The 23,666-nt window shown below is 51.5% G+C and carries 25 protein-coding genes; 15 read left to right on the top strand and 10 right to left on the bottom strand.

Features of this window, described 5'->3' with window-relative positions:
• The first annotated feature begins 83 nt into the window (after positions 1-83).
• From PSAB_RS11380 to PSAB_RS11390, 3 genes are all read left to right on the top strand, one after another.
• Positions 84-1,592: a copper amine oxidase N-terminal domain-containing protein gene (locus PSAB_RS11380; protein ID WP_025334706.1), complete on the top strand. Its 1,509-nt coding sequence runs from the start codon at positions 84-86 to the stop codon at positions 1,590-1,592.
• 495 nt (positions 1,593-2,087) lie between these two features.
• The gene (locus tag PSAB_RS11385) at positions 2,088-2,687 is read left to right on the top strand and encodes a nitroreductase family protein (protein WP_025334707.1); all 600 of its coding nucleotides are present in this window, start codon (positions 2,088-2,090) and stop codon (positions 2,685-2,687) included.
• 64 nt (positions 2,688-2,751) lie between these two features.
• Entirely contained in the window at positions 2,752-2,946 is a 195-nt protein-coding gene (locus tag PSAB_RS11390) for a DUF2188 domain-containing protein (protein ID WP_025334708.1), read from the top strand.
• 91 nt (positions 2,947-3,037) lie between these two features.
• On the opposite strand, the gene PSAB_RS11395 is transcribed toward PSAB_RS11390, so the two are convergent.
• The gene (locus PSAB_RS11395; RefSeq protein ID WP_025334709.1) at positions 3,038-4,138 is read right to left on the bottom strand and encodes a peptidylprolyl isomerase; all 1,101 of its coding nucleotides are present in this window, start codon (positions 4,136-4,138) and stop codon (positions 3,038-3,040) included.
• A 193-nt stretch (positions 4,139-4,331) separates the two neighbouring features.
• Complete coding sequence (locus tag PSAB_RS11400) at positions 4,332-4,670, bottom strand: hypothetical protein (protein WP_025334710.1); 339 nt, start codon at positions 4,668-4,670, stop codon at positions 4,332-4,334.
• 178 nt (positions 4,671-4,848) lie between these two features.
• Here PSAB_RS11400 and PSAB_RS11405 point away from each other — a divergent pair, with 178 nt between their 5' ends.
• Complete coding sequence (locus PSAB_RS11405) at positions 4,849-5,949, top strand: lactonase family protein (RefSeq protein ID WP_025334711.1); 1,101 nt, start codon at positions 4,849-4,851, stop codon at positions 5,947-5,949.
• A gap of 90 nt (positions 5,950-6,039) precedes the next feature.
• On the opposite strand, the gene hfq is transcribed toward PSAB_RS11405, so the two are convergent.
• Positions 6,040-6,261 (bottom strand): RNA chaperone Hfq, encoded by a 222-nt coding sequence (gene hfq / locus PSAB_RS11410; protein WP_025334712.1) that lies wholly within the window; start codon positions 6,259-6,261, stop codon positions 6,040-6,042.
• Between the two features lie 111 nt (positions 6,262-6,372).
• Between hfq and PSAB_RS11415 the strand changes: the two genes are divergently transcribed.
• Positions 6,373-7,023 carry a phosphatase PAP2 family protein gene (locus PSAB_RS11415; protein ID WP_038595787.1) on the top strand — a complete coding sequence of 217 codons (651 nt, stop codon included), beginning with the start codon at positions 6,373-6,375 and terminating at the stop codon, positions 7,021-7,023.
• A 69-nt stretch (positions 7,024-7,092) separates the two neighbouring features.
• Here PSAB_RS11415 and PSAB_RS11420 read toward each other — a convergent pair whose 3' ends face one another.
• Positions 7,093-7,596, bottom strand: a complete 504-nt coding sequence (locus tag PSAB_RS11420) for a hypothetical protein (protein WP_025334714.1) — start codon at positions 7,594-7,596, stop codon at positions 7,093-7,095.
• Positions 7,597-7,770: 174 nt separating this feature from the next.
• Here PSAB_RS11420 and PSAB_RS11425 point away from each other — a divergent pair, with 174 nt between their 5' ends.
• From PSAB_RS11425 to PSAB_RS11435, 3 genes are all read left to right on the top strand, one after another.
• On the top strand, positions 7,771-8,790 hold the full coding sequence (locus PSAB_RS11425; RefSeq protein ID WP_025334715.1) for an FUSC family protein: 1,020 nt from the start codon (positions 7,771-7,773) through the stop codon (positions 8,788-8,790).
• 25 nt (positions 8,791-8,815) lie between these two features.
• Positions 8,816-11,164: an RNA polymerase recycling motor HelD gene (gene helD / locus PSAB_RS11430; protein WP_025334716.1), complete on the top strand. Its 2,349-nt coding sequence runs from the start codon at positions 8,816-8,818 to the stop codon at positions 11,162-11,164.
• Between the two features lie 126 nt (positions 11,165-11,290).
• Positions 11,291-12,586, top strand: a complete 1,296-nt coding sequence (locus PSAB_RS11435; RefSeq protein ID WP_025334717.1) for a bacillibactin exporter BcbE — start codon at positions 11,291-11,293, stop codon at positions 12,584-12,586.
• On the opposite strand, the gene PSAB_RS11440 is transcribed toward PSAB_RS11435, so the two are convergent.
• From PSAB_RS11440 to PSAB_RS11450, 3 genes are all read right to left on the bottom strand, one after another.
• On the bottom strand, positions 12,583-13,026 hold the full coding sequence (locus PSAB_RS11440) for a MarR family winged helix-turn-helix transcriptional regulator (RefSeq protein ID WP_025334718.1): 444 nt from the start codon (positions 13,024-13,026) through the stop codon (positions 12,583-12,585). The genes PSAB_RS11435 and PSAB_RS11440 overlap by 4 nt on opposite strands.
• Before the next feature lie 141 nt (positions 13,027-13,167).
• Positions 13,168-13,830: a fructose-6-phosphate aldolase gene (gene fsa, locus PSAB_RS11445; RefSeq protein WP_025334719.1), complete on the bottom strand. Its 663-nt coding sequence runs from the start codon at positions 13,828-13,830 to the stop codon at positions 13,168-13,170.
• Positions 13,831-13,977: 147 nt separating this feature from the next.
• A complete protein-coding gene (locus tag PSAB_RS11450; protein ID WP_025334720.1) occupies positions 13,978-14,238 on the bottom strand; it encodes a hypothetical protein in 261 nt (86 codons plus the stop codon).
• A 72-nt stretch (positions 14,239-14,310) separates the two neighbouring features.
• On the opposite strand from PSAB_RS11450, the gene PSAB_RS11455 reads away from it, so the two are divergent.
• Positions 14,311-14,880, top strand: coding sequence for a macro domain-containing protein (locus PSAB_RS11455; protein ID WP_025334721.1), 570 nt, complete (start codon positions 14,311-14,313; stop codon positions 14,878-14,880).
• A complete protein-coding gene (locus PSAB_RS11460; protein WP_025334722.1) occupies positions 14,877-15,398 on the top strand; it encodes a GNAT family N-acetyltransferase in 522 nt (173 codons plus the stop codon). Before PSAB_RS11455 ends, PSAB_RS11460 begins: the two co-directional genes overlap by 4 nt.
• Before the next feature lie 5 nt (positions 15,399-15,403).
• Here PSAB_RS11460 and PSAB_RS11465 read toward each other — a convergent pair whose 3' ends face one another.
• Positions 15,404-15,601, bottom strand: a complete 198-nt coding sequence (locus PSAB_RS11465; protein WP_025334723.1) for a hypothetical protein — start codon at positions 15,599-15,601, stop codon at positions 15,404-15,406.
• 81 nt (positions 15,602-15,682) lie between these two features.
• On the opposite strand from PSAB_RS11465, the gene rpiA reads away from it, so the two are divergent.
• From rpiA to PSAB_RS11485, 4 genes are all read left to right on the top strand, one after another.
• Entirely contained in the window at positions 15,683-16,363 is a 681-nt protein-coding gene (gene rpiA / locus PSAB_RS11470) for a ribose-5-phosphate isomerase RpiA (RefSeq protein WP_025334724.1), read from the top strand.
• Between the two features lie 73 nt (positions 16,364-16,436).
• Positions 16,437-16,880 carry a GNAT family N-acetyltransferase gene (locus PSAB_RS11475; protein WP_226991791.1) on the top strand — a complete coding sequence of 148 codons (444 nt, stop codon included), beginning with the start codon at positions 16,437-16,439 and terminating at the stop codon, positions 16,878-16,880.
• A 166-nt stretch (positions 16,881-17,046) separates the two neighbouring features.
• Complete coding sequence (locus PSAB_RS11480; protein ID WP_025334726.1) at positions 17,047-17,499, top strand: MarR family winged helix-turn-helix transcriptional regulator; 453 nt, start codon at positions 17,047-17,049, stop codon at positions 17,497-17,499.
• Complete coding sequence (locus PSAB_RS11485; RefSeq protein WP_025334727.1) at positions 17,496-20,657, top strand: MMPL family transporter; 3,162 nt, start codon at positions 17,496-17,498, stop codon at positions 20,655-20,657. Before PSAB_RS11480 ends, PSAB_RS11485 begins: the two co-directional genes overlap by 4 nt.
• A gap of 358 nt (positions 20,658-21,015) precedes the next feature.
• Here PSAB_RS11485 and PSAB_RS11490 read toward each other — a convergent pair whose 3' ends face one another.
• Positions 21,016-21,441, bottom strand: a complete 426-nt coding sequence (locus tag PSAB_RS11490; protein ID WP_025334728.1) for a GNAT family N-acetyltransferase — start codon at positions 21,439-21,441, stop codon at positions 21,016-21,018.
• A gap of 11 nt (positions 21,442-21,452) precedes the next feature.
• On the bottom strand, positions 21,453-21,872 hold the full coding sequence (locus tag PSAB_RS11495) for a hypothetical protein (RefSeq protein ID WP_025334729.1): 420 nt from the start codon (positions 21,870-21,872) through the stop codon (positions 21,453-21,455).
• A gap of 508 nt (positions 21,873-22,380) precedes the next feature.
• On the opposite strand from PSAB_RS11495, the gene PSAB_RS11500 reads away from it, so the two are divergent.
• Positions 22,381-23,643, top strand: a complete 1,263-nt coding sequence (locus PSAB_RS11500; protein ID WP_025334730.1) for an acyltransferase family protein — start codon at positions 22,381-22,383, stop codon at positions 23,641-23,643.
• Positions 23,644-23,666: the final 23 nt, after the last annotated feature.

The following is a 23,666-nucleotide window of genomic DNA, read 5'->3' on the forward strand; positions in this document are numbered from 1 at the left end:
TCCGAAGAATCTTCGTTTACAGAATATCCCTTTCCTGAGATAATAGGTTTTGTTTCGCCAATACAGGAGAGAAGAGGGATTCAATGAACCGAGTTAAAAAAAGAGCAAAATGGCTGTTTCCTATCTTGGCGCTGCTGCTGGTGCTTGCAGGTTGTCAGGCCGTTACCGGTTATGATGTAAACAAGGCGCTGCTCGGCAATCTTGATGTAAAATCGGCTGAGGAAAGCGTATCGTTCTCTCTGAATGCCGTTCCGGCTGCGGGGATCAGCGCGGAGGATCAGAAGACCATCGATCTTATCAATTCTTTATCCTTGAATGTAAGCCATCTGAAGGTTCAGGATAACGGGGACATTTCCGCGGCAGGGACGCTGGGCTTTAAGCAGGCGGCGATACCGTTTACTTTCTACATGAACAAAACGGTGCTTGCCTTGAATGTGGAAGGGGCCAAGAAGCCGTTCTACTTCCCGCTTCAAGGTTACGATGAAGAGCTGTCGCAGGTTGGGCTCGATAAGGACAAGGCCGAAAGCGTAGGCAAGCTTGTGAGCCAGTTCGTGGTCAATAACCTTCCGAACCCTTCGGCCATCAGCGTGACCCCGGTTAATGAAGCTGTGTATGGCGAGACGCTTAATCTGATGAAGCTTCATGCCGAAGTGACAGGGGATGAGCTCCCGGCACTGCTCAAAGTCTTTTTGAAATCGATCTCCAAGGACACCGAGGGCTTCACCAAGCTGATCGACGGCTTGTACGATTACTTGCTGCCGCTGCTGAAGCAGGAACCGGCGCAGGCTTTGCTGGAGCAGTACGGCCTTTCCGACATTCCGCTGGATAACAAGGCCGATGTCGTTCCGGTTCTGCATGACGCGGCCAAGCTCGCCGTCGATGCGGCGCTGCTCGTATATGACAAAGAACTCGATAAGCTGTACCAATCGACGCCGGAAATCAAAACTGTGCTGAGCAAGGATACCAAGCTTCAACTGGACTTGTTCGTGGATAGCTCGTTTCATGTGCGTAAGCAGAACCTGAGTCTGAACGTGGCGCTGCCAAATGACGGAAGCATACCGATCCGGAGTATTTCTTTCAAATCGGAAACGCAGATTTGGAACATCAACGGTGCGGTGAAGGCCGATCCGATCAATGTGGACGGTGCTCTCAACGTTACCGAAACTAATCTTACACCTGGCTCCGTATTGAGCCAATTTGACGCCAACTCCACGGTTTATGGGGTGCTTAAGAACGATCTCGGCATCACCAAAAAATCGGCAGTGATCGAGCCCGAATTGTACGACACCGTAGTTAAAGGGAAGACAACGATGATTCCCCTTCGCTACCTGGCTGCACAGCTCGATGCCCAAGTGAAATGGGATGCTGCCACCAAGAAGCTTACGGTCACCGACGATGTTTATGGAACTACAATTGTCCTGAAGGCGGGTTCAGCTAACGCTGTTATCGACGGGGCAAGCGTCAAGCTGCCCGAGCCGGTCTTCTTTGACAAGTACGGCAGAGGCTATGTGCCGCTGCGGTTCGTAGCCGAAGCGCTTCACGCCAAAGTGAAGGTGGACGATGAAGGCTTGATTTATATTACACGCGATTAATCATTTTCGCCGGAATGAAGCCCGGCCGCTAATTGACGCCAACAGCGTTAAAGCGGCCGGGCTTTTACGTGCTTACGCATGCTTTCCCATATGCCGCTTTGGGTAAACAACAGTAAATAGGGCTGGAGTGGGTAAAATAATTACTTATATAGGATGAACTTGCAAAATGGCATCAGAGTAAGGAGTAACGAAGGGGAAGTTTGGAACTGTAGGAGCGATAGCGATCGGCCGAAAGCTTTCCGAAGGAAAGCTCGCTTCGAAAGCATAAGCTGACACCGGATTTCATCCGCTAATAGCGGTTTTAATTAAGAAATCTGGGGACAACAGCGGCCGGAAGTCCAAACATTCCTCGTAGTTACGACAGATATCTGATGTAAAAAATTCAAGTTCAGCTTATATAAAATGGTTTATTTTAAACGGAACAGTTGAAAATTCTGAGAAAATGTATTAAAATATAAAAAAGTAAGGACCTAACAAAATGGAGGTTGATTTTAAATGTCAAATAAATATTTCGATGCGGTGAAAAAAAGACGCTCCGTCTATGCAATCAGCAAGGAACTGCCGGTATCCTTGGAGCAGGTACAGGAAATTGTAGAGCAGGCGATCCTGCACAGCCCGACTTCTTTTAACTCGCAAAGCTCCAGAGCTGTCGTGCTCTTCGGTGAACAGCATGATAAGCTGTGGGACATTACTTCCGGGACGCTTCGGAAAATCGTGCCCTCCGAACAATTCGAAGGCACAGCTCAGAAAATGGCCGCTTTCAAAGCGGGAGCAGGCACGGTTCTCTTCTTTGAAGATCAAGCCGTTATCAAGCACCTCCAGGAGAATTTCGCAACATATGCCGACAATTTCCCGATCTGGTCCAACCAGTCTTCCGGCATGTTCCAGCATGTCGTATGGACCGCACTGGCGGAAGCCGGCGTCGGCGCTTCCCTTCAGCACTACAACCCGCTGATCGACGATGAAGTGAAGTCGACCTGGGGACTGCCGGCCGAGTGGAAGCTGATCGCGCAGATGCCTTTCGGCGGGATTGTCAACGCTCCGGGCGAGAAGGAATTCGAACCAGTCGAGAACCGCGTTAAAGTATTTAAATAAGGCTGATTAATCTCTTCCGGATTGGCTAAGTAAAAGTAAAGCCAAGTGAAGGAGGAGAGAAAGGATGCCTTGGAATAAGGAAGATTACCCCGATTCGCTGAAGAATTTCACCGCTTCGGTCCGCAATAAAGCGATTGAAATAGCCAATGCGCTTCTGGAGGACGGCTATGAAGAAGGGCGGGCGATTTCGATTGCCACCGCTCAGGCCAAAGAGTGGGGAGAGAATCACGACAAAAAGATCAGGAAAGAGAAGCATTGATTAAGCAGCTTCCGCGACATGATGATTATATTAGTACCATTAACGCAAAAAAGGACAAACGACGGTTGTCGTTGTCCTTTTGTGTAATTGATTATTTTGCAGCGGCGCTTGGGCTTGCTTCAGGCGCTGCGGAGGCTCCTGGCGCTGCAGAAGCTTCCGCCTTCTTGGCGTCGGTCAGCGTGTTCGTGATCTTTGCTCCGGAAGTCAGAGTCTGCATCCATGTGGAGGACATTTCGGAAACCTTCTGGGAAACCAGCGTCTTGCGGATTTCTTCCTTCGAGTTCTCAAACGTTGGGGTTACAGCATCTTTATGATCCGTTACTTTGATGATATGGTAACCATATTCGCTCTTGACCGGTTCGCTTGTTTCTCCTACCTTCAGCTTGAAAGCCGCGTCGGAGAAGGCGGCTACCATGTCGCCGCGCTTGAAGAATCCAAGATCGCCGCCCTTGTCCTTGGAGCCGGTGTCACCGGACTTCTCTTTGGCCAAAGCCGCGAAGTCTGCGCCGGATTTCAGCTGCTTGACGATCGCATCGGCTTCCTCTTTCGTCTTCACGAGGATATGGGAAGCGCGGACTTCTTCTTGCGAGCCTAGAGTGGCTTTATTTTCATCAAAATATTTTTTGATTTCGTCGTCGGTAACCTTGACTTTAGGCTCGATCAGTTTGCGGATTTCCACCTGCAGCGGCAATTGCTTCTTCAGATCGTCCAGGGTCATTCCGCTTTGGGAAAGAGCGGAGTTCAGTCCGTCTTCGCCGCCGAACTGCTTCTTGAGATCTTCAATCTCTGCGTTGATGTCGGCATCGGTGACCGTAATGTTCGCTTTCTTGGCTTCCTGGTCGACAAGCTCCTGGGTGATCATGGATTGCAGCGTCGATTCCCCGCCGGCCTGCACAAGCTTGTCATACAGCTCGTTCTTCGTAATATCTTGGCCATTAACCGTCGCTACGGCGGCATTGCCATCAGCCTTCTGGAAAGGCGGTTTAATCAACACAATAATAAGCGCTGCCGCCAGTATGATCGAAGCGATCATCCAGCCTTTGCTTCCCTTGGAGGAAGAGGGGGCCCCTGCGGGCGGTTCGCCGATCTTGTCCATTACCGGGATTTCCGGATTCGTGTTGTCCACAGCAGCTTGCTCTACCGCCGCCGGGTTTTCCTGGTGCTTGCTCTGGTCCAAATTCTTTTCATCCATTGTAGCAATGACTCCCTTCATTTATAGGCGTTGCCTTTTCTCTCTACCAACTTTACCAGAATTCCAGAGATCAAACCTTAAGAAAGCATAAAAAAACAGTTATTCTTTTTAAGAATGCCTTAATAAATGGAAAAAGCCGGAAAACACGGTCGCCCGTCGTTCTCCGGCTTTTACGCCAATGCTTGAATCCTGCTTAAGAGATTCGGCTGCGGATCAGCTGGCGGATATGCTCCTGCTTTCTTCTCGGAATGCGTACCCGCTTGGCGTACCAGCCTTTTTCACCGAAATAGATGCAATCATCCTCGATGGAGCTGATTTTGTTCAGATTGACGTAAACGCCGCCCTGCACATGATAATAGCTTGAGGATTTAAGCAGACGATTCAATTGATCGGCAGTCATTCTCTTTTTAATATTGTAGTTTCTGCCGTGAAAGATGACCAGGTCGTGGTCTCCAACCTTAAAGAACAGAACGTCCGTTTCCACCTCGAAGTCCTCATATACATTTCTGGCTTCCAGTAGAATGCTGTTCATTCCTGTTCCCCCTTATTCATATTCTTCTGTGTTAGCGCTTACATTATAACATGCCTAGTCATGCTTGAAAAGCTTATTTTTAAAATAATGCAGTTCTTGGTGTTTGGGGATTTGTCATAGCCGATGAAAAAATGTAAATTATAAAAAGCGAAGATAGACCAAAGGAGGAATTATTAGTATGAATCAACCGTCCAAGCTTTTTCTATATGTAGGTTCGTATTCGGGAGCCGATGTAAATGGTATTCATGTATTGCAGTTTGATCCGGAACAAGGGGGCGCTCTAACCTTGCTCAGCGGAGTGAAGGGAGTTGCCAATCCGACATTTATTAATGTGGACGAGCAGAGGCTCCGTCTGTATTCCATCGGCGAGAAGGTCAATGGGCATGGCGTCAAGGAAGGCGAAGTAATAGCCTACTCCGTGGAAAGAGAATCCGGCGCATTATCGGAGATCAGCCGGACGGAGACGATGCTTGCCGAAGGTGCAATTGCCACGACTACCTGTCATATTGCGAGAGACTCGGGCAGCAATTTCCTGGTGGTCGCCAGCTATCACGGCGGACAAATCGGACTCGTCTCCCTTGATGCGGAAGGAAAGACCGTGCGTCTGACCGATTTCGCGGTTCATTCGGGGCGGGGCGCCCACCCTGAACGTCAGGACCGTCCTCACCCGCATTCGGCGACGTTTAGTCCCGATGAACGGTTTGTGTTTGTCTGCGATCTGGGGATTGATGTCATCCGGGCATACCGTATTAATGCGGAAAAAGAAACGCTGGAGCTGCATGGAGACACGCCGCTTCACCCGGGGGCAGGCCCGCGTCATTTCGCATTCCACCCGGACGGACGTTCCGCGTATGTTATTAATGAAGTGGACTCCACCATTACTTCGTTTACATATGATGCCACAGCGGGTACTCTGAGCCCCGTTGTCACCGTTCCTACGCTCCCGGAAGACTATACCGAAGAGAATACCTGTGCGGAAATTTCGCTGTCTCCAGACGGACGTTTCCTGTATGGATCAAACCGCGGACATGACAGCATAGTAGTCTACGAGGTCGATCCGGCGACAGCCAGACTAACCTTGGTAGAGCACACGTCCACTCACGGCGGACATCCGCGGCATTTCGCGCTTACGCCGGGCGGAGATTATTTGATTGCCGCCAACCGGGACTCCAATAATCTGGTGGTCTTTGCAAGGGACAGCGCCAGCGGAAAGCTGAACTTTACCGGACACGAAGCGCAGGTACCAAAGCCTGTATGCGTCAAGCCGGTGTACTTATAGGCTTAAAGTGAGGAAGCGGGGGCAACAATAACGAAACGCCAAAAACGCCGGTCTGTGCGGTCCGGCGTTTCCTGCATGTGCTGCTGATGCTTAACGGAGAGAGACCGGCCGCAGCGGTACGATTGTGGATACGGCAGACTTGAACAATACGCTTTGTTTGCCGTCGCTCTGACCCTGCAAAGTGATCGTGTAGGCGTCATACGAGGTCATAATGCCCTGGATTTTCACTCCATTGGTCGTAAAGATCGTCAGCGGAACCTTGGTCTGAACAAATTGACTCAGCATACGTTCCTGAAGCTTTTGGATTTCCACTTTGGCAGCACTCCATTTTTTTATAATTGATTACTAACCAAGTATAGCATGGAAAAGGTTCCCTCTGGAAACAGACCTTGTCCGTCGGATGCTCATTAGGAGGAACAGAGAATGATTGCCAGGCACTGGTCCAGAGGTTTCAAGCTTTTTCTTCTGTTTACGGTGATTTTCGGGCTGATTGCCGTTCTGGTCGCGTATAACCGAACGGCGTGGTTTGACAACAGGATCATACATTTCGTTCAACATTCCGAGTCCCCGGCGCTTACCTCTTTGGCCAAAGCATTATCACTGGTGGGATCGTCAAAAATCGTGGTTACGCTGTCCCTTGTCATCATGGCTGCCCTGTTTCTGTTTCTAAAACACCGGCTGGAGCTGCTGTTTTTTCTATGGGCGGGTGTGACATCTCATATCCTGAACTCCATACTCAAGAACTGGTTTCACAGAGAGCGGCCGAACATTCACCGGATTATTGAAGAAGCCGGCTTCAGCTTCCCAAGCGGCCATTCGATGGCCGCCTTTACGGTGTATGGTGCGCTTACCTTTTTGCTGTGGCGCCATATGCGCACCGGAGAGGCCCGGGCCCTGCTGGTCACCGTTTGTTTTATCCTCACCGCCGCCATCGGCTGGAGCCGGATCTATCTTGGCGTGCATTATCCGAGCGATGTGATCGGCGGATACGCCGCCAGCTGCGCGTGGCTGATGCTGTCCATCGTCCTGTTCGAGGCGCTCCGTTCCTTCCTGAAGAAGAAGCGCAAGGGCTAGCCCTCGCTTCCCGTGAAAAAAGCCGGACACCTATGAGGTGACCGGCTGCGGCATTACTAGAAGGAACGGTTATCCGTTCTGATCGGCGGGTTTCCGATGCGGGTGATGATGTCCGGTGAACGGCCCCTTCTCGGTGACTTTTGCTTTCAGCATGGCCGGCAGACCGGACTTGAGCTGTCTGGCCTGCTCCTGTGTGAAGCGCCCTTCGGCGACGCCCTTGTCTATACGGCTGCCTGCGGCCTCCGCAAGCTTCTGGACATACTGATCTTCCGTCCAGCCTTTTTTCTCCTTGGCGATATCGGCCAGGCTTTTGCCGGATTTCAGGCTTTCGGCTAGAGCCGAGCATTCCATGCCGAACAGCTTCGCGCTTTCGGTGAAGATGAAATGCCCTTTGCCGTGCCGTTTGGCTTTATGGTCTCCATTATCGGAGACGGGATGGGAGGGGGAATCGGCGGACCGGCCGGTGTCCGGGGCGCCTTCGGCTCCCTCAGCGCCGATTGCGGAAGCGCCAAATGTCAGGACGGACAAAAGGGCCACGGACAGCGCCAGCATTTTTTTGTTCCATGCGTTCAATAGGTTCACCTCTTTTCCTTAATAATGAACTGCAGTATCCAGTATTTCCAGAAACCTGAAAGAACGCTGAAAAAAGGCTTAATTCCCGTTAAATTTCGCCGCTCAGCCTCTTGGGTAATAATATAAAATCAGGCATGAACAAGCCGTTACAAGTAACAAGAGGAGGGATGGGCCGTGAATTTTGGCGCCCGCGTACTTAAGACGGGGCTGGCGGTAACACTTGCCCTATATCTGGCCACGCTGCTGAAGTTCCCCTCGCCCACAGGGGCGGGAATTGCGGCCATATTTGCCATGCAGCCGTCCATCTACAGGTCGTGGCGGCATTTTTTGGACCAGGTTCAGACCAGTACGGCCGGAGCGGTCATTGCGCTGCTTGGCGGGATGCTGCTGTCCAACCAGCCCATTGCCGTCGGCATCGTCTGCATTTTGGTCATTATGCTCAGTATGAAAATGAACCGCTCAGATACGATCGGATTGTCGCTCGTTACCGTTATTTCCGTGATGGAGGGCTCGGGAGAGTGGCAGTTTGCGCTTACCCGGTTTCTGGTGCTGATGACGGGGATTGTGTCGGCTTTCGTCATTAACATTCTGGTTATCCCCCCGAAGCCGCGGAAGCAGTACATCAACCAGATCGAGCGTGTCTTTAACAGCCTCTCCCTGCTGATGCGCACCGCCGTTTCCCATGAAATGAAAGAGAGTGTGTTCCGGGATGAGAAGAATGCGCTTGAAGGCTCGATTCGTTCGATAGCGGATAAATATGCCCTGTTCGAAGAAGAGCAGAAGCAGCTTCGCAAGCCCAAGTACAGTCAGACCCGGCAGATGGTGGTGTATAAGAATTTGCTCTCCTCCCTGCAAAAAGGCTTTGAAGTGCTGGACGCGGTGGACCGGCACTATTTTCAAGCCGAGCCGAGCGAGGAGACCGACGTCATGTTCGACCGCCATTTGGAAAAGCTGATCAAATATCATGAGCATATTTTACTGAAGTTTCAGGATAAGATTAAACCGGGGATGTCGGAGACGAAGCCGCTTGGCGATGACAATGACCGCTTCCTGGATTCTGTGGTTCTTGACAGGCAAGGCAAAGACAACCGCCTAAGGCTTGCCGTCGTTGCCGGAGCGATATATGATTACGGTTATCAGCTAGAACGCCTTGACAGGGTCGCTGACCAGATTAACCGCGCATCGGAAGATTGAGTGCAATTAAAGGGGATGAATCTCAATGTCGATCAATGAACAGGAATGGAAAGAAGAGCAGCTTCGTGTCGACCGCATGACCGGGCTCCTCAAAGGCCATATCCGGGCGCTTTCTGAAGAGCTTGGGCTTCATCGCAGCGATGTTGTGGAGCTCCGCAAGGATTTTTGGGAAGAGGTAACCGTGAACTTCAGCAGTCCCGACGATCTCGGCGAAACCTCCACCAGTTTGCGGCAGCAGGCACAGGTATTGTCCGAGCGGGAACGCCATCATCTGCAATCCAGCAAAGCGCTGAAAAAATATAAAAAGCTTGTGGTGTCCCCGTATTTCGGACGCATTGATTTTACGGAAGCTCCGGACGGAGAAACCGAACGCATCTATCTGGGCATCGGCTCGCTGATGGAGGACAATGGCACTTTTCTTATTTATGACTGGCGGGCTCCGATTTCCAGCCTGTATTATGACGGGGCGCCCGGTCCCGCAGCCTTTGAAACGCCGGCAGGCATCGTGAGCGGGGACATGAGTCTGAAGCGGCAGTTTGTCATCGACAATGGAACCATCGAGGTGATGTTCGACACGGGCGTCACGATCGGCGACGAATTGCTTCAGCAGGTGCTCAGCCACAGCGCGGACGACCGGATGAAGAGCATTGTAGCTACCATTCAGAAGGAGCAGAACGCGATTATCCGCAACGACCGCAGCCGGATGCTCGTCGTTCAAGGGGCGGCCGGAAGCGGGAAGACGTCCGCAGCGCTTCAGCGCGTCGCCTACCTGTTGTACAAGTACCGGGACAATCTGCAGGCTGATCAGGTGCTTCTGTTCTCACCCAATCCGCTGTTCAACAGCTACGTGTCTACCGTGCTTCCCGAGCTCGGAGAAGACAACATGCAGCAGACAACCTTCCAGATGTATCTCGAGCACCGCCTAGGCCAGGAATTCCAGCTTGAGGATGTATTCAGCCAGACGGAATCGCTGCTGGGCAGTCCTGATGGCCCTGAGGCGGATGCCAGAAAGGAAGGCATTGCCTACAAATCGTCGGTCGCATTTCTCGATGTCATCCGCCGGTATGCAACCAGGCTGGAAACCGAAGGAATGCTCTTCAAGCCTTTGATGTTCCAGGGGCGCGCTATCGTGGGCAAGGAAGAAATGGAACGGAAATTTTACGAATACGATCCGTCTATAAGGCTGGCGAACCGGATTGATCTCATGACAAGCTGGCTATTGAAGAAAATTGCCGTATTCAGCCAGGAGGAACGGAATGCGGACTGGGTGGAGGACCAGATCGACCTGCTGGACTCCAGCGAGTATCACCGCGCATATCAGGCGATGCGGCGCAAGCAGCGGGGCAAGGAGGAGACATTCGACGATTTTGACACCGAGAAGGAAATGCTCGCCCGCTACATAGTCAGCCAGCGGCTCAAGCCGTTGCGGGGCTGGGTCAAACGCGGCCGCTTTGTCGACGCCAACGGACTCTATTCCCGCCTGTTCCGGGACAGAGAGCTGCTGGAAAGCCTTAACGAGGGGGCGGAGCTGCCCGAGGGCTGGGACGGCGTCAGCGCTCAGACGCTGAATTCCCTTGCCGGCGGAGAGCTTGCCTATGAAGATGCCACGCCGTTCCTGTATTTGAAGGAGCTCAGCCAGGGCTTTCATACGAACACTTCGATTCGTTATGTATTCGTGGATGAAGTGCAGGATTATTCGCCGTTCCAGCTCGAGTTTCTCCGCCGGCTGTTCCCGCGGGCCAAAATGACCGTGCTCGGCGATCTCAACCAGGCCATTTACGCTCAGGGTGAGGCACTCGGCGAATTGGCGGGACTTGTGAGCATTTACGGGAAAGAGAATACGGAAGTCGTATCGCTGACCCGAAGCTACCGCTCGACGTACGAGATTGTCGAGTTTACGCGGTCCATGGTTCCCGGCGGCGAGCGGATTGTTCCGTTTAACCGTAGAGGGGAAGAGCCGCTGGTCCGCGAGGTGTCCGGAAGCGAGGAGCTTTTGTCCAGAGTGGAAGAAGATATTTTGAACCTGCATTCGCGCGGCTATCACTATGTTGCGGTTATATGCAAGACGGCCGGGGAAAGCTCAAGGGTATTCGATGGTCTCAAGGATAAGCTTGATGTGCAGCTAGTGACCAAGGAGACGCCGAATTTCCAGAAGGGGACGCTCGTTCTGCCTGCTTATCTGGCCAAAGGCGTTGAATTCGACGCGGTTATCATCTATGACGGGTCATCGAAAAATTATGGAAGGGAAAGCGAACGGAAGCTGTTCTATACCGCTTGCACGAGAGCGATGCATGTGCTGCATATTTATTGCCTCGGCGAGCCGACCCGGTTCATTCCCGTGAAATCCGTGGACACCGGCAGCCGCGTCCAATAAAAGCGAATAAAGTGAATTACAGCCGTTCCGGCATTTCGGGGGCGGCTTTTTGTTGTATATGAATAATCGGTGCGGAACCAACCACACTAAAGGATGTTGTGAACGAAAAACAAAGGTGGTCCGCACATGAAAGATAAAAAATGGGATCTGCTGGCCCTGGCATCCATTCCTTTTATCATGACGCTTGGAAATTCCATGCTTCTCCCCGTGCTTCCTCAAATTTCCCGAAAGCTGGCCGTCAGCTCCTTTCAAGTGAGCATGATCATAACGGTATACGGTGTCGTAGCCATTGTAATGATTCCCGTTGCAGGATATCTTTCCGACCGATTCGGACGCAAAGCCGTAATTCTTCCCAGTCTGATCCTCGCTGCTCTAGGCGGGGGAGTATCGGCTGCCGCGGCGTGGTTAATGGGTGGCGTTACCGCTTATTGGGTGATTCTTGCCGGGCGTTTTTTGCAGGGAATCGGGGCGGCAGGCGCTTTTCCCATCGTTCTGCCTTTGGTCGGAGATATGTTCAGGGATGAAGAGGAAGTCAGCAGAAGTCTGGGCCTGATCGAGACCTCAAACACTTTTGGCAAAGTAATCAGCCCTATTCTCGGTGCTTATCTGGGGACGCTTCTGTGGTTTCTTCCGTTTATCGCCATTCCGGCCTTGTGTCTGATTTCATTTTTACTGGTTGTATTCCTGGTCAAGAGTCCGAAGAGGAAAGAGCAAAAGACATCGACGGTACAGCAGTTTCTTAAGGGAATACGGGAAGTACTGCATGACAAGGGACGCTGGCTGTATGCGATATTCGCCATTGGCTGCATCTGTATGTTCGTTACGTTCGGGGTTCTGTTCTACCTGTCGGAAACACTGGAATCGAAGTATCATCTGCATGGCTGGCTGAAAGGCCTGGTGCTTGCCATACCGCTCGCGCTGCTCTGCCTGTCTTCGTTCGGAGCCGGAAAAATGATCGGGGAAAATAAAAAGCGCATGAAATGGATAGGTTTCGCGGGAATGGCGCTGCTCACGACATCCATGATCATTACCGGATTCTATAGTGGAATCTATTTTATGGTCGGATTTCTGAGCCTTGGGGGGATTGGCATTGGCGCCGCCCTGCCCTGTCTGGATGCACTTATTACCGAAGGGATTGAAAAAGAGAACCGCGGGACGATCACTTCCTTGTACAGCAGTATGCGGTTTATCGGAGTGGCGCTCGGTCCGCCGGCCGTATCCTTGCTCATGAATGCAGGTCACTGGACGCTGTTCGTTACAATGGCGGCGGCAGGCGCTCTGGGAGGACTCTTAACCCTGTTTGGCATCAAGCCAAGCGAAGGGCAGCGGGGCAAAAAGAAAGGGGAAGCCTTGTCCCGTTACAAACCGGAACCATCCGGACGGGACGATGCATTCGGTAGCAGAGGCAGGTCGCCGATCTAGTCTTCATAAATATTGCCGGTATTGCGGCAGATGGCCCGCAGGACCAAGCGAAGCTCTTCAACCTGGGAAGGGGTCAGGCCTGCAAGTGCAGAATCGAGATTCTGCTGCTCAAGGGAGCGGGTGGCGTCGATCAGCGCTTTCCCCTCGGGGGTGGCGTTCAGCAGATAGGCTCTCCGGTCGTTTTCCGAGACCGTCTTCGTGATCAAGCCCTTCTTGCCAAGCAGCTCGACGATCCGGGCAGTGGTTGGCTGATCCTTGTCCACGGAAGCGGCAACCGCCTTCTGGTTGATGTTGTCACGGCATGCAATCGTATAAAGAACCGTCCACTGTTCCGGAGTAATATCGAAAGGCTTCAGGGCGCGGGAAAAAAGGATCGAAATCCGCCGGTATGCGGAACCGAGCAAAAAGCCTGGAGAGTGCTGCAGATTGGGCAGGGTCATTATGAGTCTCCTTTGTGTATTGTATGTACATTTTACATGGTAGGATAATTATTTCCCGATTACAAGTAAGCGCAAAAGGTAAAACAAACAAGCTCTTGCCCGGCGGCCGGGCAAGAGCTTGTTTCATTGAGAGCACCAGGTTTATTGAGGCTGCTTGACAGCCTGAGGAACCTTCTCCCAGTCCTTGAGGAAACGCTCAATTCCGTTGTCGGTCAGCGGGTGTTTCCACAACGACGGCAGCAGGGAGCCCGGAATCGTTGCGATATGCGCTCCGGCGATGGCAGCCTGCTCCACATGGGCGATATTCCGAATGCTGGCAGCGATGATTTCCGATTGAAGGCCGTAGTTGGTAAGGATCGTCTTCAAGTCTTTAATCAGCTTCATGCCATCCACGCCGATGTCGTCCAGACGTCCGACGAACGGGCTAATGAAGGTGGCGCCGGCTTTGGCGGCCATGAGGCCCTGGGCAGCGGAGAAAATCAGGGTGACGTTCGTCTTGATGCCTTTCTTCGTCAGCTCATAGCAGGCTTCCAGACCGTCTTCGGTCATGGGCAGCTTGATGACCACATTAGAGCCCCATTCCGCGATTTCGTAAGCTTCTTCCAACATTTCCGCGGCTTTCAGACCGATGACTTCGGCGCTGACAGGCCCGGGAACGATTTCGACGATTTCCTTGATCACATCTTTAAAAAGTCTGCCTTCCTTGGCGATCAGCGACGGGTTCGTTGTTACGCCATCCACCAAACCAAGGCGCGTAATCCGTTTTATTTCTTCAATATTACCGGTGTCCAAGAAAAATTTCATTTTCCTTATCCTCCTCTGGTTTCCAGATAATTTTAAAGCTTAGGGATACCTACATTATGGGTCATTGTGATAAAAGATTCAACTGTTATTTTGATTAACTCAAAATAACTATTATATTAAGGGTATCGCTTTCATTTTGATTCTCCTTTAAAGCGGATTGGCCGCATCGATGTTCGGGTATGAATAAATAAATATAACGACGGACAGGTGACTCCAATCGGAGAGAATCGCGATCAATAAGAAAATAATCAGACGATTACCATAAAGGGCATTTTCGCCCGGGCCTGCCCGTGATAAGATAAAATGCGGCATGTCGATTTCTGTAACAAGGCGGGAGCATGCGATAGATTGTGTCCAGTTCAGGATCTTGCCGCCGGTGGAAGATTGCTGTACCAGGCTTACGCCCATAATTCAGCTCATAAAGGTGAAAGGATGGCGATCCTGGAGCTGGAACGGTTAGCGTTAGAGAGGAGCGATGGCATGAAGGTCATACTGAATCGGACCGTGATCTCTGCGGAGCAGGGTGACATTACATCATGGAGCGGCGACTGCATCGTGAACGCCGCTAATTCCGGACTGTTTGGCGGCGGAGGCGTTGACGGAGCGATCCACCGAGCAGGAGGACCCCAAATTGCCGAAGAGTGCGCGCTCATCCGCAGCAGGCAGGGCGGCTGCCTTCCGGGCGAAGCGGTAGTTACAGGAGCCGGAAATCTGCCGTTCCAGGCCGTCATTCATACGGTGGGGCCGATTTGGAAAGGCGGGTCAGCCGGCGAAGCCGACACGCTCGCCAAATGCTATAAGAGCAGCTTGGCGCTGGCAGCGTCGATAGGCGCCCGAAGCGTTGCTTTCCCGAACATTTCGACGGGCATTTACGGATTTCCGAAGCCGCTCGCATGCAGCGTCGCGTTAAATGCGGTTGCGGAATGTATTCATGCTCTGGAGGGTGAGGATGGCGCTCCGGAAAGAATCGACTTTATCTGTTATGAGGACGATAACGCAGGGCTGTATCAGGAAGCGCTGAAGAATATAGGGAAATCTGCTGCCGAATGACGAAGAAGCCCCCCTTGGAGGAGTGGAAGAGGAAAGTGAGCCATACCGATGTGGAATATGTGATTGTGGATTCCGGCAATCCCGATCTGCGGCGTCTGATCGCCATGCTGGATGAGGAGCTTCTGGAACGCTATCCGCAGGAACGGATTTACGGTGTCGACTTCGATCATCCCGACACGCGCAAAATCATCTTTGTAATCGCCCGCCACAATGGGGAAGCGCTCGGCTGCGGAGGAATCCGTCCGTTAACGCTGGACAGTAACGAGCAGCCTGCGGCCGAATTGAAGCGGTTCTTCGTGGATCGGGGCACCCGCAAGATGGGCATTGCTGCAGGTATGCTGAAGGTTCTGGAGGACCAAGCGCGCGGTCGCTGCTTCAAGGAGATGAGGCTGGAGACGGGAGAGAAGCAGCCGGAAGCGATAGCGTTCTATATGAAGCACGGCTACCGCCCGATTGACAGGTTCGGCGTTTATGCGGATAATCCGGAATGTCTCTGCTTCGGCAAAAGTCTGGACTGAGGGCGTCAGGCATGATATTTGCCGACCGGCTCGTTCAGCACCCATTCTAGGATGAGGATCATATCATCCAGCCGGGTCAGCTGCGCGGCAAGAGCTTGGCGTCCCGGGTCATCTTGGGCTAAAGGGGCGAGACGCGATTCCAGAGACCTGCGCTGGAGGGTCATCTCATTGATTTTGGATTTGATCTGATTTTCGGTTCTCATGCATAAGATCCTCCTGAAAGAAATGAAGTTAGGCAATACTGAATACCAGACTATTATAACGGCAAATAGGGGTGTAACCAAATGAACGCGAAGCAGTTGGCGGCGGAAGCGGCGGTTGAATATGTACAAGAAGGGATGAAGGTTGGTCTCGGGACGGGCTCCACGGCCTATTGGGCGATCCGCAAGCTCGGGGAAAGGGTTGCCGAAGGCCTGAACATTACGGCGGTCGCGACTTCAAGAGCTTCAGAGCAGCAGGCGAGGGAACTGGGGATTCCGCTCGTATCGTTCGGGGAGATTGATCGTTTGGACGTGACGATCGACGGAGCGGACGAGCTGGACGGCGATCTTCAGCTTATCAAAGGCGGCGGCGGAGCCCTGCTCCGTGAGAAGATTGTCGCCAAAGGCAGCGACCGGATGATCGTAATCGCCGATGAGACCAAAGTAGTCAGGACGCTGGGCAAGTTTCCGCTGCCGGTGGAAATCGTACCGTTTGCCTGGGAATGGACAGTCGCCGATTTGGCCAAGCTCGGCTGCGTTCCCGAGCTGCGCCGAGACGGGGCAAACTTATATAAGAGCGACAACGGAAATTACATAGCGGATTGCCGGTTTGAAATCATCACATCAGCTCCCGAACTTGCGCTGGCGCTTCATTCCATTCCGGGCGTTGTAGAGCACGGCCTGTTCCTCGGGATAGCGGATATGGCGATCGTGGGGAAAAACGACGGAAGCCTTGAAGTGATCAGCAGCAAAACCAAACCTTGAAACGGCACATTAAGCGAAAACTCCAGTAAGTATACTGCTGACGGCAGGCCGCCATATTGAGAAGAAGGAGACTATGAATACAATGCTTACCGATCTTAAAACCAGAATCGATTCTCCCGATGTCGAGGAATTGCTGTCCTATGCGGTTATTTCCGATCCCGGCGAGCTTGAGCGCGTCCGCGCGGAATACAAGGAGGAAGCGGCCCTTCTGCTTTACGGATGGGAGGATGAGGAGCTGCTGGTCGGCCTGATTGGCTTTGAAATGACCGAGGACGGCTCGATCGATATCCGGCACATTGCCGTGCTCCCTGAGAACCGCGGAAAAGGCTATGCCCGCGGGATGATCCTGGAGCTGCTGGCCGAACGCCAGCCCCGTTATGTCGTTGCAGAGACCGAGGACGAGTCGGCAGCGAATTTTTACCGGAGTCTGGGCTTTATGGTGTACTCGCTGGGAGAGAATCCTTCCGGCATCGAACAGCTTCGCTGCGTATACGAAGTGGAAGAATCAGAGGACTAATTCAAGTTTCATAGGGACTTCCCGCATGTCATCAAGGATGGCTTGCCGGGGGTCTCTTTTTTCATGCGCTACCTGGGCTTAAACTTGACTTTTCAAACCGATCAAAATATAGTTTTACAATAAAATAGTTCTACTGACGAACTATTTACGGGAGGAGGCGATTATTTTGAATGATGAGATCAAACAGTGGATCTACCGCTACATTGACGCCTATCATACGGTTACCCGGCGGGTCAACGCCCGGATAAGAGAGAGCATCGACGAGGGGCTAACAGGTGAGCAGTTCCAGATTCTCAGGCTGATCGACGGGCAGCCCTGCTGCACCTCGACTTATCTGTCGGAAGCTTTATGCGTGGGCAAAAGTTCCATTACCGCAATGATCAACCGGCTCGCGGAGGCGGGCATCATCGAGCGGACCCGGGACGAGAACGACCGGCGGCTCGTTTATCTGACGATTACCGAGAACGGACGGGGCATATACCAAACAGCGGAAGAAAAAGTACTGGAGGTCATCTCGCCCTATTTGACAAACTTCGATAAGGACAAGGTTGAGCAGTTTATCACCATGTTCGAGAGATTGGCGGAATTAATGCAGGAACCGGGAGGAAGAAGCGAATGAGAGGCATTTTAAAAGCAAGATGGGCGATTATCGCGGTATGGCTGGCTGCGGCAGTGGTTCTGGTTATGACCGCTCCGTCATTCTCCGATCTGGTCCGGGAGAAGGGTCAAATCTCTGTTCCGGAGGGATATACTTCTTCCAGAGCATCGGAGATTTTGAGAGAAGCATCCGACGCCAAGGGCGGAGAAACGCTCCATCAGGTCGCGCTGGTGTTCAACAGGCCGGAAGGTCTTGGCGAGAAAGAGACGGAGAGCATCCGTCAGGGAGTGGAAAAGCTCGCAAGCAATAAGGAGCAGCTAGGGTTGAGCAGCATCACGGACCCTTTTTCGCAGGAGGCGTTGAAGGATACCCTGATTGCCAAGGATGGCAAGACCATCCTGGTCGCTTTGTCAGTTAAAGGCGGGGATGAAGAAGTCAAAGCGCTGCCGGATAAGGTGGCACCCCTGCTGAAGGATGTGGACGCCGATCATTATCTGACGAGCGAAGGGCTGATTAACGAGGATACGATCCTAAGCTCAGAGACGGGTCTGAAAAAATCGGAATATATCACGGTCGTGTTTATTCTGGTGATTCTGCTCGTTGTGTTCCGTTCGGTCGTCGCACCGTTCGTGCCGCTGCTCACCGTGGGGCTCAGCTATATTGTGTCGCAGTCGATTGTGGCGTTTCTTGTGGACCGGTTCGATTTTCCGCTCTCCACCTTCACGCAGATCTTCATGGTGGCCGTCATGTTCGGGATCGGGACGGATTACTGCATTCTGCTGATCAGCCGGTTTAAAGAAGAGCTGGGCGCTGCGGAGGATACCCGCACGGCCATTATTGAGACGTACCGCAAGGCGGGCGGAACGGTGTTCTTCTCCGGTCTGGCCGTATTTGTCGGCTTCGTCGTCATCGGGCTGTCCAAGTTCATTCTGTACCGTTCGGCCGTGGCGGTCGCCGTAGGAATCGCGGTGATGCTGCTTGCGCTGGTCACAGTCGTCCCTTTCTTTATGGCGGTGCTGGGCAAAAAGCTGTTCTGGCCGTCCCGGGGCAGTCTGGAGCACAGCGAGAGCCGGATTTGGGGAGCGGCGGGTTCCTTTTCTTTAAAAAGACCTTGGGCGGCGCTGCTGATTGTGGCAGCCGTCGTGCTCCCGTTCCTCCTTACTTACAGCGGCAAGCTTTCGTTTAACAGCCTGGAAGAGATCGGCGGCCGCTATCCGTCGGTAAAAGGCTTCAACATTATTGCGGACAGCTTCGGTCCTGGAGAATCGATGCCAGGCAAGCTGGTGATCAAGAACGATGACCGGATGGACAACGCGGAGTATATGGGACTTGCCGAAAAAATCAGCCGCGAGGTTGAACAGGTCGACGGCGTGAAGACGGTTCGCAGCATGACCCGTCCGGCCGGCGAGCAGATTGACGACTTTCTGATTCCGACGCAGGTTGCGTCGCTGTCGGAAGGCCTAGATAAGAGCAACGAGGGACTGAAGCAAATCCGGAGCGGCTTGTCGGATGCAAGCAACCGGCTCAAGCAGAATGAGCCGAAGCTGACGGAAGCCGCTTCAGGGGCGGCACAGCTCGTAGACGGCACGGCTGCCCTGAAATCGGGTGTTACCGCACTCGGCGACGGACTGACCCGCATCCAGAAAGGAATCGAGAGCGGTTCGGCGGGGGCCGGCGAGCTTAAGAGCGGCCTTCAGCAGGCTGCGGCGAGCGCGCAGCAGCTGGCGGACGCTCATAAGAAGCTGCTGGCCGGCTATCGGCAGCTGGGCGGCGGGCTCACCGCGCTCGATGGCGGAATCGGCCAGATTCAGCAGCAGCTGTCCGGCGCGGCAGAGGCGCTGAGCGGTCTGGGACCGCGCTTTACCGGTCTGGAGGGGAGCCATCCCGAGCTTCTGCAGGATGCCGACTACCAGACCATTAAGGGAACGGTCACCCAGACCGGCGAAGGAACCGCCAAGCTTGCCGCCGGACTCGGCCAAATCTCCGGGCAGCTAAAAGGTGCAGCCGCGGGACTGGACGAAGCCAACGCAGGCTATGTCAGGGCGGCTGCCGGACAGGATGCGTTGGCGCAGGGGCTGCAAAAGCTGGCAGCCGGGATCGCTCAGCTCCAGTCCGGACTCAATCAGGCCGCCGGAGGACAAGGGCAAATCGTCGGCAAGATTCCATCCATTACTGACGGATTAGACCGTCTGCAGGGTGGACAGCAGCAGCTTGCCGACGGCTTCAGCGAGCTGAACGGGCAAATTGGCCAGCTGACAAAGGGGCTCAGCGACAGCGCGGAAGGGCTGAAGCAGATTACCGGCGGTCTCGGCTCGGCGCAGGATTATCTGAGCCAGGTTCAGGCCGCCGGAGACAGCGAGCTGAGCGGTTTCTTCATTCCCGCGGAAGCGCTGGAATCGGACGACATCCAGACCGTCTTCGACAATTACTTGTCGGATGACCGTAAAGTGATGACGATCGATGTCGTCTTTGCCGATAACCCGTACAGCACAGGGGCGATCGACAAGGTGGGCGATATCCAGGCGGCGGTAGAACGGGCGGTTAAGGGCACGAAGCTGGAAAATGCGGAAGTGGCGATGAACGGGGTAACAAGCACCTACAGCGACCTGCAGTCCATCTCAAATGCGGATTATTCGCGGACGGTCATGCTCATGCTTGGCGGGATTTTCGTTATTCTAGTCTTTCTGCTTCGGTCCGTCATTATGCCGGTTTACCTTATTCTGTCGCTTGTCCTGACCTATTTCACAGCGATGGGAATAACGGAAGCAGTCTTTGTTAACCTACTGGGATATTCCGGCATCACCTGGACGACTCCGTTTTTCAGTTTCGTCATGCTGATTGCGTTGGGCGTCGACTACAGCATCTTCCTGATGGCCCGCTTTAACGAGAATACAGGCTGGGATGTCAAGGATGCCATCCTGCATGCGATGCGCAATATGGGTACCGTCATTCTATCGGCGGTCATTATCCTCGGAGGGACGTTCGCAGCGATGTATCCGTCGGGCGTACTGTCCATGATGCAGATTGCGACCGTGGTGCTCTCGGGACTTATTCTGTACGCCTTGCTGTTCCTGCCGTTCTTCATTCCAGTTATGGTAAAAGCGTTCGGCAAAGCGAACTGGTGGCCCTTTAAAATGAAGGAGCCGGAGGCTGCGTCGGACCGCAATATCCATTTGTAAACGGGGATAGGTGCAAGTTTAAAGATCAATATGGCAATTTCATGCGCCGCGGTGAGCGGTGAAAAATCGGCCAGCCTTCGGGCTGGCTTTTTCGCTGCAGCCATGTGCTCATGTTAAGGAAAATAAAGTATTAAACTGACCCCCAACAATTGAAACAGCAGCAGTCATGGACGAGAAAAAAAGCCTGAGACTGCTGCTTTATTTCTACTATCGTTCTCCGATAGCGCAGGTAAGACCAGCTGCTGGATCTGCATACCCGAAAAACTAGACGTCACCAAAGCTCTGCATTCTAGCCCGGCAGTCTGGAGATCAAGGCGCATCACTACCCGACATTCGTAATTATTATTGGTGTTGGGTTTCAAATGATCCGTTCAATGATGCTTTCGCTTTTGGTAACCTTATACCCTAACTTCTTATATAGGTTGAGTGCGTTTTCATTAGTCGCCCTGAGCTCAAGCTGGGATTCATCCATCCCCTTGCCTGCCAGATAACTCATCCCCCGGCTAATTAGAGCGGTCGCCAATCCTTTTCCACGCCATTTAGGCATGACGAAGATCTGTTCGGTGTAAGCTCGGTTGATTTCACCGTTCGCATTCTTATCCTCATTCCAATACAGCATAATGCTTCCAGCTATTTTCCCTTTATCAAATGCAGACAAGGTAGTACCCACCGCCCACAATTTAGATAACATGAAATACTTTACTCCTTCTACACTCCATGGCTTTTCGGGAAAAGCGATATTGTATGCTTGCACATACTCTTCTATCTCTTTATCTTCCGCCATCTTCCATTCTCTTATTTCACATAAGCTGCATTTTCCCGCTCGGACGGAAAGTAGGTGAAGCAGATTTTTGTTCTATTATTGACAGCACCTTTTTGGATTTCACTTGCTCTGATCATTAACTGTTGAAACAGCATTTCTCTTAATATGGCCTGGTCAGCAGTTAAGGGATCATTCTTAATTTCTACCCATAGTACATTCTCTGCCCGGTCGCTGCTGTCTTCTGTCAGTATAGGATAAATGGAAGAATAGCCCACAATCTCCCCTTTATCGTTCAATACGCAGAACATATTTCCGTTATTGAATTCTGGAGAGAGATACGCCTCACCCGGAATAACCGATGCTTCAGGATACGCTTTATTATAGGCTACTTGAATATTATAGATACTGGAGACGTCTTCCGGGATAAAGTTACGAATGCTGTAATGATCCAATGTATTAACCTTTTTTCAAGTAAATAGATTATAGTTTTAACAACTTTACTCGAATACCATTAATGTAAATATATTACTAACCGAAAAGAATATCTAGTTCTTCCTGTGTCAAATTGGCTGTTTCAAAATCGGAGGCCGTGAATTCTATTTCCTGCTTGTTGCTCCGTCCCGCCCATGTGACCCGGCTGTTTGTCAGCTTTTGTAGGCAGTCCGAGGCTCGATCGCACACCACCCGACGGGCTGGTGGTCAAGGTATGCGACGAGGCCGCTGGTTATGCCCGACTCTGGGTTCCCGCAGCCGGTCTGGGTGCGCAGTAGGAAGGTACGTTCGTCGTCATTCACCTGGTTCCATTGAGAATTCTGATTGTAATGTAGAGGAAAATAAAAAAATTATTAAGCTTTAACAAGACGTCATCTAACAAGGAGGGACAGCTCAGAATATCGCAACAGCAGCAGAATAAAGGATCGGTTGCTGTTGTGATTGAAGTAAGGGGCAGTTAATTCATTCATGAAAGAAGAGGAACAGATGAATAAAGAGACATCCGAAAAAAAGCTATTCTATTTGGATGGCATTAGGGGACTCGCGGCATGTACCGTGGTTATTTCCCACTACATACAAGTATTTTATCCAGCTGCATTAAATGGAAGACCGCAACAAGCTCATTTTAAATGGGATATTTGGTACGGCCATTCTCCGATTAATTTATTTTATAATGGACAATTTGCCGTTTGTTTGTTTTTTGTGTTAAGTGGTTATGTGCTCAGTGTCAAAATGTTTGAAAAAGAGCTCGATAGTGAAACCTTTCAAAAATTGTTACATTCCAGCGCTATACGAAGGTACATTCGCCTTGCCATGCCGGCAGCGGTATCCGTATTACTTGTGTATCTAGCAATTATTACGAATGCCTTTCATCTCCAAGAAATATGGGAAACAACATGGACAGATATGAAAAAGAACTACTACGCTTTAGATACAAATATATATACCGTTATTAAGGCTGCTATTTTTGATCCGTTTTTCCGTTTAAAAGCACATCCTTACAATCCAGTCCTTTGGACAATGGGCTATGAACTATTAGGTTCTTTTTTAATTTTCGGTTTTCTTGCTTTATTTGGACGAGTGAAAAAAAGATGGATTGTGTATGTGGTCTTATCCATTACGTTTATTCAAACCTATTTTGTTGCTTTTTTATGGGGAATGCTGCTTGCGGATTTGCTCAAGCACAAATGGTTACAAAGCAAAATAACGGCAGTACTTGTGCTTTTAATGGGGATTTACTTAGGTTCAGCACCTTATACTCCATTACTGGGAACTATGTACGAACCTATAGAAGTGTGGACAAAAATTATCAATGAATGGATTCAATTTAACATGGATCCACGACTTCTTGCACGAACCCTTGGTTCTACTATGATTTTGTTTGCTCTGCTTCGTTTAAAAGTGTTGCAGCAGGTGTTTGGATGGAAACTGTTTGCTTATTTAGGAGAGATTTCATTTTCTCTTTACCTCATTCATTTTACTTTCCTAAATACGTTCTCCGCGTTCCTGTTTAGTAAAGTGATTCATCACTTTAGTTATAATCTTGCCTATGCAATTACGTTTATGGTTTCCATGGTGCCCTTATTTATTTTGTCGCATTATTATATGAAATATATCGATCAAGGGGCATTAAAACTAGCTCGAAAAGTTGAAAGCATGTTAGAACATGAAAAAGCGTCGACTACTCAAATTTATGCCCAGCTGCGAGAAGAACGTAGAAGAGAGTTATAGAAGAGAGTTATATCGCCGCTGTT

This window comes from Paenibacillus sabinae T27, from assembly GCF_000612505.1.
Lineage (GTDB): Bacteria > Bacillota > Bacilli > Paenibacillales > Paenibacillaceae > Paenibacillus_AQ > Paenibacillus_AQ sabinae.

Bases quoted from the DNA above. Each gene is read 5' to 3' on its own strand.
- PSAB_RS11380 (WP_025334706.1), top strand. From the start codon at position 84: ATGAACCGAGTTAAAAAAAGAGCAAAATGGCTGTTTCCTATCTTGGCG.
- PSAB_RS11415 (WP_038595787.1), top strand. From the start codon at position 6,373: ATGATTGCCAGGCACTGGTCCAGAGGTTTCAAGCTTTTTCTTCTGTTT.
- PSAB_RS11385 (WP_025334707.1), top strand. From the start codon at position 2,088: ATGTCAAATAAATATTTCGATGCGGTGAAAAAAAGACGCTCCGTCTAT.
- PSAB_RS11435 (WP_025334717.1), top strand. From the start codon at position 11,291: ATGAAAGATAAAAAATGGGATCTGCTGGCCCTGGCATCCATTCCTTTT.
- helD (WP_025334716.1), top strand. From the start codon at position 8,816: ATGTCGATCAATGAACAGGAATGGAAAGAAGAGCAGCTTCGTGTCGAC.
- PSAB_RS11450 (WP_025334720.1), bottom strand. From the start codon at position 14,238: ATGGGCGTAAGCCTGGTACAGCAATCTTCCACCGGCGGCAAGATCCTG.
- PSAB_RS11440 (WP_025334718.1), bottom strand. From the start codon at position 13,026: ATGACCCTGCCCAATCTGCAGCACTCTCCAGGCTTTTTGCTCGGTTCC.
- PSAB_RS11390 (WP_025334708.1), top strand. From the start codon at position 2,752: ATGCCTTGGAATAAGGAAGATTACCCCGATTCGCTGAAGAATTTCACC.
- PSAB_RS11500 (WP_025334730.1), top strand. From the start codon at position 22,381: ATGAAAGAAGAGGAACAGATGAATAAAGAGACATCCGAAAAAAAGCTA.
- PSAB_RS11455 (WP_025334721.1), top strand. From the start codon at position 14,311: ATGAAGGTCATACTGAATCGGACCGTGATCTCTGCGGAGCAGGGTGAC.
- PSAB_RS11460 (WP_025334722.1), top strand. From the start codon at position 14,877: ATGACGAAGAAGCCCCCCTTGGAGGAGTGGAAGAGGAAAGTGAGCCAT.
- PSAB_RS11405 (WP_025334711.1), top strand. From the start codon at position 4,849: ATGAATCAACCGTCCAAGCTTTTTCTATATGTAGGTTCGTATTCGGGA.
- PSAB_RS11485 (WP_025334727.1), top strand. From the start codon at position 17,496: ATGAGAGGCATTTTAAAAGCAAGATGGGCGATTATCGCGGTATGGCTG.
- PSAB_RS11465 (WP_025334723.1), bottom strand. From the start codon at position 15,601: ATGAGAACCGAAAATCAGATCAAATCCAAAATCAATGAGATGACCCTC.
- PSAB_RS11475 (WP_226991791.1), top strand. From the start codon at position 16,437: ATGAATACAATGCTTACCGATCTTAAAACCAGAATCGATTCTCCCGAT.
- rpiA (WP_025334724.1), top strand. From the start codon at position 15,683: ATGAACGCGAAGCAGTTGGCGGCGGAAGCGGCGGTTGAATATGTACAA.
- PSAB_RS11400 (WP_025334710.1), bottom strand. From the start codon at position 4,670: ATGAACAGCATTCTACTGGAAGCCAGAAATGTATATGAGGACTTCGAG.
- fsa (WP_025334719.1), bottom strand. From the start codon at position 13,830: ATGAAATTTTTCTTGGACACCGGTAATATTGAAGAAATAAAACGGATT.
- PSAB_RS11395 (WP_025334709.1), bottom strand. From the start codon at position 4,138: ATGGATGAAAAGAATTTGGACCAGAGCAAGCACCAGGAAAACCCGGCG.
- PSAB_RS11490 (WP_025334728.1), bottom strand. From the start codon at position 21,441: ATGGCGGAAGATAAAGAGATAGAAGAGTATGTGCAAGCATACAATATC.